Below are 12,089 nucleotides of genomic sequence, written 5' to 3'. Positions count from 1 at the left end.
ACTTCTTCGACCTCGGCGGCGACAGCATCATGTCGATCCAGCTCGTCAGCCGTGCCCGGCGCGCCGGACTGCTGATCACCACGCGTGAGGTGTTCCAGCACAGGACCGTCGCCGAGCTCGCCACCGTGGCCCGGTCGGCCTCCGACGCCTTGTCCGGCGTCGCCGCCGAGCCGGAGACGGGTGAGGTTCCCCTGCTGCCGATCGTCCACTGGCTGCGCGAACTCGGTGGACCCATCGAGGGCTTCAACCAGTCACGTGTCGTGCCGGCCCCCGCAGGGGCCACGCAGCCTCTGCTCGAACAGGCACTGCAGGCGCTGCTCGACCGGCATGCCGCGCTGCGCATGCGCTTGGAGCGTTCCGGCGAGGAGTGGAAGCAGTACATCCCGCAGACCGCCACCGTCCGCGCGGCCGAGCTCTTGCAGCGGGTCGACGTGATGGACCTCGACGACGACACGCTGGAGTCCACCATCACCGCGCACCGTGAGGCGGCGATGGGGCGGCTGGCGCCGGACGACGGCATCATGGTGCAAGCCGTATGGTTCGACGCCGGGCCGCGGCGTGGCGGACAGTTGCTGGTGATGGTGCATCACCTCGCTGTCGACGGCGTCTCCTGGCGCGTGCTCCTGCCCGACCTGTTCGAGGCATACGAGTCGGCGGAGAGGGGTCGGCCGGCCACACTCGAACCGGTCGGCACCTCGCTGCGCGGATGGGCTGCCCGGCTCCACGAGCTGGCGGCAGAACGCCGAGAGGAGACGGGATTCTGGGAGGCGATGGTGCGCGAGCCGGAGCCCCTCCTCGGCCGCCGGCCGCTGGACCCGGCCCGTGACACCGTCGCCGCGACGCGCTTCGCACACGTCCGGCTGCCGGCCGCCCTCAGTACCGCACTGATGGCAGACGTACCGCGCGCCATCCACGCGGGCGTCGACGACGTGTTGCTCACGGGGCTCACGCTGGCGCTCGGCCAGTGGCGTGCCAAGTGGCGCGGCACCGACCGCGAGGACGTTCTCGTCGCGGTGGAGAGCCATGGCCGGCACGACGTCGTCGAAGGCGTCGATCTGACCAGGACCGTCGGCTGGCTGACCGCCATGTACCCGGTGAGGATCGACCTCGCCGGTACCGACCCGGCACAGGCACTGGCCGGCGGACCGGCCACCGCACGGGCCGCGAAGGCGGTGAAGGAGCAGCTCAGGAGCGTTCCGGACCACGGACTGGGCTACGGCCTGCTCCGCTACCTCGACGCAGAGGCGTCGAAGCGGCTGGCCGGCGGCGCCGAGCCGCAACTCTCCTTCAATTACCTCGGCCGCTTCACCGCCCCCGAGGATGCACTGCCGCCGACCGCCACCGAGCCGGTCTTCGAGACCGGGCGGTACACCGGTGGCGCCGACGGACAGCGGCCGTTCGCCCACGCCCTGGAGATCAACGCGCGGACGGACGACTTCACCGGCGGCTCGTCGCTGAGCTGCACCTGGACCTGGCCGGACGGGCTCTTCACCGACGAGGAGATCCAGGAACTGTGCGAGGGGTGGGTCACCGCCCTCCAGGTGCTGGCCGACCAGCTGCGGCGGCCGGGCGCCGGCGGGCGCACCCCGTCGGACCTGCCGATGGTCCGGCTCACCCAGCAGCAGATCGAACGGCTGGAGTCCAGCCTGCCGGCCCTCTCCGACGTGCTGCCGCTGTCGCCGCTGCAGGAGGGCCTGCTCTTCCACGCCCGCTACGACGAGGACAGCCACGACCCGTACACGGTTCAGTTCCTGTGGGCGCTGGACGGACATGTGGACCGTGAGGCGCTCCGGGCGGCGGCCAGGACACTGCTGCGCCGCCACCCGAACCTGCGGGTCGGCTTCCGCCAGGACGACCTGGACCGCCCCGTGCAGGTGGTCGTCGAGGACCTGGCCCTGCCCTGGTACGAGCACGACCTGCGGGCGTTCAGCGGCGACGCCCTCGACCGCGAGGTGGAGCGGATCGTCGAGGAGGACCGCACCCGACGCTTCGACCCGAGCCGCCCACCGCTGATCCGCTTCACCCTGATCCGGGTGGCCGAGAACGCGTACCGCTTCCTGTTCACCAACCACCACATCCTGCTCGACGGGTGGTCCATGCCGGTGGTCCTGGGAGAGCTCGCCGCCCTGTACGGCACGGCGGGTGACGACCGGGCACTGCCCGCGCCGGCCCCCTACCGCGGCTACCTGACCTGGCTGGCCGGGCAGGACCGTGCCGAGGCCGAGAACGCCTGGCGCGAGGCGCTGGCCGGGCTGCAGGAGCCCCTGCTGCTTGCACCCGTCGCCGGCCAGCGGGCCGCGGCGGTGCCGCAGCGTCAGGTCGTCGACGTGGACGAGGCGCTCAGCGGGGAACTGGCGGAGCTGGCCCGCAGGCAGGGGCTGACCCTCAACACGATCGTCCAGGGCGCCTGGGCCACGATGCTCAGCCGGCTGTCGGGGCGCGACGACGTGGTGTTCGGCGCCACCGTGTCCGGCCGGCCGCCGGAGGTGCCGGGCATCGAGACGATGGTCGGGCTGTTCATCAACACCCTGCCGGTCCGGGTCCGCCTGGAGCAGACGGAACCCGTGATCGCGTTGCTGGGCCGGATCCAGCAGCAGCAGTCCGCGCTGATGGACCACTCGTACCTGCGGCTGTCCGACATCCAGCGGATCGCCGGGTTCGGTGAACTCTTCGACACCGCCACGGTGTTCGAGAACTACCCGGCACCGCCCCAGGGGCTGGAGTCCGAGCCCGGTGAGGTGGATGTCAGCGACGACGAGACACGCGATGCCACGCACTACCCGCTGGCACTGTGCGCTTCCATGCGCGGCCCTTCGCTCCGCCTGCGCGTCGACCATCAGCCCGACGTGTTCGACGCCCGGACCGTGACCGGGCTCGTCGACCAGCTCGTGCGCTGGCTGCAGGCCCTGGTCGCCTCGCCGGACCAGCCGGTCGGGCAGATCGACCTGCTCGGTGCGGAGCAGCGCGACCAGGTCGTACGGGAGTTCAACGAGACGTTCCGCCCGGTGTCGCCGCTGCGCTGGTCCGAGCTCGTTGCGGAGCAGGCCCGGGCCAATCCGCACCGCACCGCCGTCGTCAGTGGTGACGAGCGGCTGAGCTATGCGGAGCTCGACCGGCGGGCGAACCAGCTCGCACGGTTGCTTGCCCGGCACGGTGCCGGGGAGCGGTCGCTGGTCGGCCTGATCCTGGAGCGCACGCCGGAGACGGTCGTCACCGTTCTTGCCGTCGCCCGCGCGAACGCCGCCTACCTGCCGATCGATTCCCGCTATCCGGCCGAGCGGTGCGCGTTCATCCTGGCCGACGCGCAGCCCGCGCTGATCGTGGCGACCGCGGACACCGTGCACCTGCTGGACGAGATCGGCGCCGGGACCCCGACGCTCCTTCTGGACGATCCCGCGGTGCTGGCCGAATGGGCGGCCCAGCCCGCCGCGCCATGGACGCCGGCCGGTCCGGCGTCGCCGGAGGATGCCGCGTACGTGATCTACACGTCGGGTACCACGGGCCGTCCCAAGGGGGTCGTGGTCACCCACCGCGGCCTCGGTAACCTCGCCGCGGCGCAGATCGAGCGGTTCGCGATCGACGCGGACAGCAAGCTGCTGCAGTTCGCCTCGCCCAGCTTCGACGCGGCGGTGTCGGAGATCGTCACGACCCTGGTGGCAGGAGCCACCCTGGTGCTCGCGCCGACGACCGAGCTGATGCCGGGGCCGGCGCTGACCGAGGTGATCACCCGCCACGGTGTGACCCATGCCACGATCCCGCCCACCGCTCTGGCCGCCGTCGGGTCGGACGGTCTGCCCGGCCTGCGCACCCTCGTGGTCGCCGGCGAGGCATGCCCCCCGCACCTGGTCGAACAGTGGGCCCCGCGGCTGCGCATGATCAACGCGTACGGTCCCACGGAGGTGACGGTATGCGCCACGATGAGCGAGCCGCTGTCGGCGTCCGTCCCGATCGGCCGACCGATCGCCAATACGTCGTGCTACGTGCTCGACGATCGGCTGCGGCCCGTGCCGCCCGGGGTGGCGGGTGAGCTCTACGTGAGCGGACCCGGCCTGGCACGCGGTTACCTCAACCGGTGCGACCTGACGGCCGAACGGTTCGTACCGGATCCGTTCGGCGCACCCGGCGGGCGCATGTACCGCACCGGTGACCTCGTCAGCTGGACCCACGACGGGCAGCTCGCCTTCGTGAGCCGGGCCGACGAACAGCTCAAGCTGCGGGGTTTCCGGATCGAGCCCGGCGAGATCGAATCAGTGCTCCTCGGCCATCCGGACGTGGCCCACTCCGCCGTCGTCCTGCGGGAGCTGCGTCAGGGCGGCCGTCGGCTGGTCGCCTATGTGGTGCCGGACGACGGTGCCGGGATCGACCCGGCCGTGCTGCGCAAGCACGTCGCCGCCCAGGTGCCGGACTACATGGTGCCGGCCGCTTTCGTACCGCTGCCGGCACTGCCGGTCACTCGGAACGGGAAGCTCGACCGGGCAGCCCTGCCCGAGCCGGACGCGGCGGGAAGTGCGGCCAGCGGGGCGCCCCGGACGCCGCGTGAAGAGGTCATGTGCCAGCTCTTCGCCGAGGCGCTTGAGGTGCGCCGGGTCGGGATCGAGGACAACTTCTTCGACCTCGGTGGCGACTCGCTGATGGCGGCGGCGCTGGTCAGCCGGGTGAACCTCGTCTTCGGGACCAAGCTGAGCATCGCCGCGCTGTTCGAGAGCCCCAGCGTCGAGGGTCTCGCCCAGCGGCTGACGACCGGGGAGGAAGGCGATCCGCTGGATGTGCTTCTCCCGCTTCGCAGCACCGGCGCCGCTGAGCCCGTCTTCTGTCTGCCGCCTGCCGGCGGACTGAGCTGGACCTACGCGGGCCTACTGCGGCACATCGACCCGGACCATCCGGTCTACGCGCTGCAGGCACGCGGCCTGGCGAGGGACGAGGCGCTGCCGGAGTCGCTGGCGGCGATGGCCGAGGACTACCTGGCGGAGATCAGGAGGATTCAGCCGCACGGCCCCTACCACCTGCTGGGCTGGTCGCTCGGCGGCGTGCTGGGCCACCTCATCGCCACCCGGCTGCAGGCAGCGGGGGAGGAGGTGGCGACGTTGGCCATCCTGGACGCCTATCCGGTGCTCAACACACACGAGGCGGTCGAGGAGGGAGCGGACGATGTTCTCAGGCAGCTCCTGGCGTACCTGGGGCACGACCTCTCCGAGCAGGGTGACGCTCCGCTGGACTACGCCCGGGCCCGGGGCCTGCTCGACGACGGTGACAGCGCCATCGCGGGTCTGGAGGAACGGCACATCGAGGCCCTGGCGCGGGTGGGCAACAACATCGCCCGCATCACGTCGGACTTCAGCCTGGACCGGTTCCGGGGCGACGTGCTGATCTTCGTCGCCACGGTGGGCAAGGAGGGCTCGGCCTACACGCCGGACCTGTGGGACCCGTACGTCGACGGAAGGGTGACCCGGCACGACATCGCCTGCCCCCACAACGACATGACCAAGGCCGCGGCCTGGGCGGAGATCGGGCCCGTGCTCGCCCGGTCCCTGCGCGACGCCCGGGAGAACCCGGCAGCATCCGACCGGTAGGGAAGGAAATCAAGTGATTCATCCCTTCGAAAACTCTGATGCCGCCCACCTGGTGCTGGTGAACGCCGAAGGTCAGCATTTTCTGTGGCCGGTGTTCGCCGAGGTGCCTGCCGGCTGAAGGACGGCCCGCAGCCCATGGTCCGGACGGCCGTCGTAACAGCGGCCGTCCGGACCCCATCGACGAAGGAGAACACCACAGATGCAGCAAGCGCCTGAGACGGAGCAGCACCACCCGCAGGCACCGTCCGGTGACAACGGCGAGGTCCCCGTCTTCCAGCTGACCGACCCGGAACTGGTGAGGGACCAGTACGGCTTCTTCGCCCGGCTGCGGGAGAAGGCGCCGGTGTGGTGGGCCGAACTGCCCGACGGCTCGCGGTGGCTGGTCCCCACCCGTTACGAGGACATCCGCAAGGCTCATCTCGACCCGGTGCTGCGACAGAAGCCGGATCCGGAGGACGATCCGGTCTCCGATGAGGAGGGGGGCATCTGGCGGATCTACAACGAACATCCGGTGGTGTCGGATCCGCCCAAGCACACGCGTCTGCGCAAGCTGCTCAGCGCCGCATTCACCGCCCGCCAGACCGAACGCCTGCGGCCGCGGGTGGAGGAGGCGGTGGCCGAACTGCTGGACGGCCTCGCCCGCGCGGGTGCGGACGGCGAACCGGTGGACCTCATGGAGAGCTTCGCCTGGCAGCTGCCGCTTGTGCTGATCTGCGAGCTGCTGGGCGTTCCGGAGGATCGTCGCGGCGTGTTCCACGAGTGGTCCCGCAACTCGCGGGACTTCACCGGCGGCAGCACGCACGAGGGCCGCGAGGAGATCGCCTACCGGATCATCGACGTCATCAAGGAGCTCGTCGAGGAAAGGCGCGTGACGCCGACCGACGACCTGCTCGGCCAGATGGTGCTCGTCAGGGATGCCGATGAGGGCCGGCTCAGTGAGATGGAGTTGCTCTCGACGGCCTTCATCGTGCTGCTGGCCGGTTTCGAGACCAGCGTGGGCCTGATCGGCAACGGCGTGTACGCGCTGCTGCGGGACCCTGCACAGCGGGCACTCGTGGAGAACGACCCGTCGCTGCTGCCGGGTGCGGTCGAGGAGTTCCTGCGGTTCGACCCCTCGCTCTTCCTCACCAACGTCCGGATATCCGGCGCGCCGACCACCGTCGCGGGTGTCGACATCCGCAAGGGCCAGCCGGTCCTGCTCTCCCTCGGCGCGGCCAACCGGGACCCGGAGCGCTTCCCGGACCCGGACGTGCTCGACATCACCCGGTCCGCCACCGGGCACCTCGCCTTCGGCTACGGCATCCACCACTGCATGGGCGCCCCGCTGGCCAGGATGGAGGGAGCGATCGCGATCGGTCGTCTGCTGGAACGCTTCCCCAAGCTGCGGCTGGCGGACACGGAGGAACTGCCCTTCATCCCGAGCCCCATCTCGCGCACCCTGCTGAAACTGCCGGTCCTGCTGGTCTGAGGACGGCAACGGCCTGGTCCTGCCGCCGCACGGCGAGGACCAGGCCGTTGCCCGGCCGAGCGCCGTGCCATGCGCGGGGGCGTGGCGCTGGCGGCCGACCGGGACGGAGGATCAGGCGGCGAGCGAGCCCGGGGCCGCCGGCCCGGACGCCTGCGGTACGTCGCACGGACAGTCCGTGGCCGCGCGGTGGTACTCCCATGCCGCACCGGCCAATGCGATGCCCCACAGCAGCCAGCACGCGTAGAACGTGAACGGCACCCAGGAGCGCAGCCCTATCTCCTCCACCGAGGGCTTGAGGGGGTCGAGGGAGTGGCGTACTGCCGTCACGAGCGCGGCCGGAGCGACCTGGGCCAGCACGGCCACGGCGAACGAGGCGGGCGCCAGTACGAGCGGGCGCGGCACCCGGGAGCCGCCGACGGCGGGTACCCAGCGTGGGAAGACCCGGCCCCAGGGCCGCACCAGTGCCAGTGACAGGACCGACCCGGCGAGAGCGGGCACGACAGGCAGCCACCCACCCGGAATGTTGTGGATCACGTCGGGCCGGGTGATCCCGACATCACTTCCGCACTCCCACGCCAGCTTGACCACCGGGTACGGCAGAGACAGTGCGCAGGCCGCGTAACCGCTCCACGACGGGAAGCGCGGGGCGTCCCCGCGCAGGGGGCGCCCGCACCGGGTGCACGTGCGGGCTCCGCCCACGGGACGCTGCCGGACGGCCGAAACGGTCAGCGCTGCCGAACCCAGCGCGAGGCAACGGGCGGCGACTCGGGGCGCGTCGACGACCGCGGCCTCCTGGTCTGCCGGCCCGGTCGTCCGATGAAGTGCCACGGCCAGCGCGTCGAAGAGCAGTTGACTGCCGCCCTGGACCAGTGCTGCGGCGGCACCGAGAGCCACGGGCTCCGCGATGCGGCGTGCACGAGGACGGGTGGGGCCTGCGGAGGCCAGGACCGCGAGGGCCAACCCGCCCACCACGGACGCCCCCTTCATCAGCCGCTCACCCGGGAACGGACCGACCGCGCCACCGCGGCGGCGGGCGAGCGAGGTCGCTGCGAGGGCGGCGGCGCAACCCGCGACGGCGAGTGCCGCCCGGGCCCGCCGCCGTCCGGAACCGTGCGGCACGGGCCGGGTAGGGGGACCGGATGCGGTCCACGTAAGCGAAGTCATGTCGGCTCCCGCCGTTCCACCTGCGATGTCGTGCACCTTACGAACTCCTTTGGCACCAGCGGCAGTCCGCCGTGACTCAACGATGCCTCGCTCTCCGCGCAGCGGAGCCACCGCACGTATTCAAATCTTGGAAGCGCCGGCGGCCAGAGGGCCGGGCCGGGTCAGGATGGTAGCCACCCTTCCATCGCCGCAGTCCGGCCGGGGATCCCACACGCTCGCACGAAACGGCGTTCACATGTCCCAGATGACCGATCCGCTGCTCAGCAGCGCCGTACCCGACCTGTCCGATCCCCGTCGGTACGCCGCGGAGGGTATCGAGGAGGTCTGGAGCCGGCTCCGCAAGGCCCACCCGCTCTTCCTCACCCGGCGCCCCGCCGCGGCCGATTTCTGGTCGGTCCTGAGCCACGACCTGGCGTCCCAGGTGCTCAGGGACAGCTCCGCCTTCTCCTCCACCGGCGGGATGCGGCTTGACGCGGACCCGGTGGCGAACGAGGCCGCCGCCGGGAAGATGCTCATCGTCACCGATCCACCGCGGCACGGCGGTATCCGGCGCGTCATCAACTCGGGCTTCACCCCGCGGATGGTCCGGCGCCTGACGGACAACATCAGGCTGACCGCGATCGGCGTCATCGAAGCCGCCCTGGAGCAGGGTGACGTCGACTTCACGGAGGTCGCCGCCCGTCTTCCGGTGTCCGTCATCTCCGACATGCTCGGAGTGCCCCGCGCGGACTGGGACTTCATGCTCGAACTGACCATGATCGCGTTCGGGGCCGACGAGAACGCCGGAACCGATCCGAGGAGGGTAGCGGAGGCGCACACCGAGCTCCTCGTCTACTACGACAACCTCCTGCGGCAGCGTCGGCGCGACCCGCAGGACGACATCGTCAGCGCGCTCGCGCACGGCACCGTCGACGGTGCGCCCCTGACCGACGAGGAGATCCTGCTCAACTGCAACGGACTGATCTCCGGGGGCAACGAGACGACTCGCCATGCCACGGTGGGCGGGCTGCTGGCACTCATGCGGGAACCGGACCAGTGGGCGCGGCTGAGGACGGAACCCGACCTGCTGCCTTCCGCGGTTCAGGAGATCCTGCGCTTCACCAGTCCCGCCCTGCACGTGCTGCGCACGGCGCGGCAGGAGGTGACCCTCGGGGGCCGGACCATCCGTCCCGGGGACCAGGTGGCGGTGTGGCTGCCCGCGGCGAACCGCGACGAAGCGGTGTTCGCCGATCCGGACCGTTTCGACGTCGCGCGTACCCCCAACCGCCACCTGGCCTTCGCCCAGGGAACGCATTTCTGTCTCGGGTCGGCTCTGGCGACCAGTGAATTGTCCATTTTCTTCGAGGAGTTCGTCGCGCGGGTGGGTGCGGTGGTGCCGCGCGAGGCGCCGAAGCGTATGGAATCCAATCTGATCTGGGGATTCACCTCGATGCCAGTGACGCTGACCCGGCGGGTGACCTCCCATTGACCCCTGTTCGGACGGGGACCCATGTGAACGGTGTATCCGTGACGAGATGCGCGTTCCCAGGGCGGTACCGGCCGAAGCGAGAGCCAGAGGAGAGAGATGACCACGCTGTCAGAGATAGATGAACCTTCAAGTGCCGGAACAATCCTTCTGGCCCTGTCCGAAGCGGAACGACACGACGTCGCCGTGCTCGCACGAGAACTTGCCGCCACGGCGCCGGCCTTCGTCGATGATCCGCGATGGCTGTCGCAAGCGCGACACACCTCTTGCCGTCTGCCCCTGCGGATGAGAGAGGTCCTCCGTGGCTACCGGCATGATCCGGGGCCCGACGGCATCCTGGTCATTCGGCATCTGCCGGTGAGTGAAATGGACCTGCCGCGGACTCCCATCGAACCGGATTCCGTGGAAAGAGTGGCCACGGAAGCCGCGGCCGTCGCCGTGATGATTTCCTTGCAGATCGGTGAGATAGCCGCCTACCGGGACGAGAAGTCGGGCGCGCTCGTACAGAACGTCGTTCCGGTTCCGGGCAGGGAGGAGTCACAGAGCAACGCCGGCTCCATTCCGTTGGAACTGCATGTCGAGAACGCGTTCCACCCACACCGACCCGACTACGTGGGCCTGTTGTGCCTCCGCGACGACCACTCCGGGACCGCGGGCACCCTTGTCTCGTCGATCCGTGCGACCCTGCGGCTCCTGCCCACGGAAGCCGTACGCGTACTCCAGGACAGGCGCTTCACCACGGCTCCGCCGCCGTCCTTCCGCGGCGGTGACGCGGCAGCTGCGCATGCAGTGCTGACCGGCGACCCGGCCGACCCGAACGTCAAGGTGGACTTCCACGCCACCAGCCCCTGTGACGACGAGGCCAAGTGGGCGCTGGAGCTGCTGCGGAGCGCGTTCCTCGACGCCTCGCAGAACCTGGTCCTGAAGCCGGGCGACATGGCCTTCGTGGACAACCGCATCGCCATTCACGGGCGGACCGCCTACACGCCCCGCTACGACGGCCGTGACCGCTGGCTGCACCGCACCTTCGTGCACCTGGACCACCGGCGGACCCGGGGCCACCGGCCCGACAACGGCTACGTGTTGCTCTGATGTTCAACCCCTGACGCATGCGCCTCCCCCGTGCGGCGGATGCGGATGGTCCATCGGGCGGACGCCGTGACAGCGGACGCCGGGGGAGGCTTGAGCGACAGTAATACGGAGCCGGAGGAATCATGGTGGCTGTTCCCACGAAGACGCAACCTCACGAGGGTCCCAGGCCGCCGTGCAGGGACGCGGGGCGAACAGCGTGGTCGCGACGGTGGCCGACCTGGGCACCGTTCGTCGCGGCGGTGTGGGGCGCGTCGTACGCCGCGGTGGAGACCACGTGGGCCGCGGCGGGGGTCACCGTTCCGTGGACACCGCACACATCGGTTCCCACGGGCGTCCACCTGCTCCTTGCCGCCTTCGCCGTGCTGGCCGCTGCCGCCTGTCTGGCCACTACCCGCACGCTCGCGCCACGCGCCCGGGTGGCGGTGGGGGTGTCGCTGGCCACAGCACTCCCCGTGTTCGCGTTCGGCATGGCCAGCCTGCCCGCGTACTTCGTGACGCTGGCCTCGTTCTCCGGGGTGGACAGCGTCACCGGCCTGACGGGTGTCCTGTTGAACACGGCGGGCGCTGCCCTGCTTGTTCTCGTCGGCCTGTCGTACCGCCGACGCCTTCGAGGCAGGTGCCCCCGGTGCGGCCACGAGCACACAGGCGGCCATGACGGCCCGCTCGTCCATCCCCGGGCCTCCGTCGCGTCGAAGCGGACCCGGGTGACCGTCTACCTGCTCATGTGCGGTCTCCTGCCCTGGGCCGGCGTCAAGACCGTCTGGACCCTGGGCGGTGACGCACTCGGTGTCACCGCCGAGGCGTGGCGGGAGTCGAACAAGGGCGAGTCCGAAGTCGCCAGGGCGCTTTCCACCGTGGGAATCGACGTCACCGTACTGGCTGCGATGGCCGGGATCTTCCTGTTGCTGGGGCTGATGTACCCGTGGGGGCAGGTGTTTCCCCGATGGACGCTGTTCCTCTCGGGGCGGCGGGTCCCCCGCCTGCTGCCCCTGCTCCCGGCATGGCTGACTGCCTTCGGCCTGTCGTTGTACGGTGTCCTCCTTTTGATCTTCGCTCCGCTCAGTGCCGCCGGTGTGCTGCCGAGAATGAAGCCCACCGGAGGATTCACCACTAGTTCCGGGATCACCTGGATGGTGGAATTCGGTGGCTTGGCGTTCGGCGGTCTGGGCTTCGGCCTTCTTGTCGCGGCCCGTTCCTACGCGGCCCGCACCCGCCCGATCTGTGCCGGCGCCGACGCCCCCGTGCCGGCGCCCGCCGAGTAGGGCCCGGCAGCGGCTCTCCCGCTCCCTGTGCGCTCCCCCACCTGCGAAGTCGACGCACGGCCTCAGCC

At 70.6% G+C, this 12,089-nt stretch carries 7 protein-coding genes and 1 pseudogene; 6 read left to right on the top strand and 2 right to left on the bottom strand.

The window, feature by feature from the left end:
* The 3 genes and pseudogenes from LE181_RS25385 to LE181_RS25375 form a co-directional block, all read left to right on the top strand.
* Positions 1 to 5,570 (top strand): non-ribosomal peptide synthetase (locus LE181_RS25385; protein WP_263869403.1); only part of this gene is annotated, 5,570 nt, incomplete at its 5' end.
* Positions 5,571 to 5,586: 16 nt separating this feature from the next.
* Positions 5,587 to 5,685 (top strand): annotated as a pseudogene (locus tag LE181_RS25380) (MbtH family NRPS accessory protein); the annotation flags it as partial.
* Between the two features lie 84 nt (positions 5,686 to 5,769).
* Positions 5,770 to 7,038 carry a cytochrome P450 family protein gene (locus LE181_RS25375; protein ID WP_225663819.1) on the top strand — a complete coding sequence of 423 codons (1,269 nt, stop codon included), beginning with the start codon at positions 5,770 to 5,772 and terminating at the stop codon, positions 7,036 to 7,038.
* A gap of 111 nt (positions 7,039 to 7,149) precedes the next feature.
* Here the strand turns inward: LE181_RS25375 and LE181_RS25370 are convergent, their stop codons facing one another.
* Positions 7,150 to 8,202 carry a hypothetical protein gene (locus LE181_RS25370; RefSeq protein ID WP_225663818.1) on the bottom strand — a complete coding sequence of 351 codons (1,053 nt, stop codon included), beginning with the start codon at positions 8,200 to 8,202 and terminating at the stop codon, positions 7,150 to 7,152.
* Between the two features lie 127 nt (positions 8,203 to 8,329).
* Between LE181_RS25370 and LE181_RS25365 the strand changes: the two genes are divergently transcribed.
* Together LE181_RS25365 and LE181_RS25360 are read left to right on the top strand one after the other, a co-directional pair.
* Positions 8,330 to 9,670 (top strand): cytochrome P450, encoded by a 1,341-nt coding sequence (locus tag LE181_RS25365; RefSeq protein WP_225663817.1) that lies wholly within the window; start codon positions 8,330 to 8,332, stop codon positions 9,668 to 9,670.
* Between the two features lie 96 nt (positions 9,671 to 9,766).
* Positions 9,767 to 10,759, top strand: a complete 993-nt coding sequence (locus tag LE181_RS25360) for a TauD/TfdA family dioxygenase (protein ID WP_225663816.1) — start codon at positions 9,767 to 9,769, stop codon at positions 10,757 to 10,759.
* Positions 10,760 to 10,910: 151 nt separating this feature from the next.
* On the opposite strand, the gene LE181_RS25355 is transcribed toward LE181_RS25360, so the two are convergent.
* The gene (locus LE181_RS25355; RefSeq protein ID WP_225663815.1) at positions 10,911 to 11,087 is read right to left on the bottom strand and encodes a hypothetical protein; all 177 of its coding nucleotides are present in this window, start codon (positions 11,085 to 11,087) and stop codon (positions 10,911 to 10,913) included.
* Between the two features lie 31 nt (positions 11,088 to 11,118).
* Between LE181_RS25355 and LE181_RS25350 the strand changes: the two genes are divergently transcribed.
* Entirely contained in the window at positions 11,119 to 12,021 is a 903-nt protein-coding gene (locus tag LE181_RS25350; RefSeq protein ID WP_225663814.1) for a hypothetical protein, read from the top strand.
* Positions 12,022 to 12,089: the final 68 nt, after the last annotated feature.

Source organism: Streptomyces sichuanensis, assembly GCF_020328095.1.
Classification (GTDB): domain Bacteria; phylum Actinomycetota; class Actinomycetes; order Streptomycetales; family Streptomycetaceae; genus Streptomyces; species Streptomyces cinnamoneus.
The sequence above is the reverse complement of the archived record's forward strand: the minus strand, read 5'-3'. Positions and strand labels throughout refer to the sequence as shown.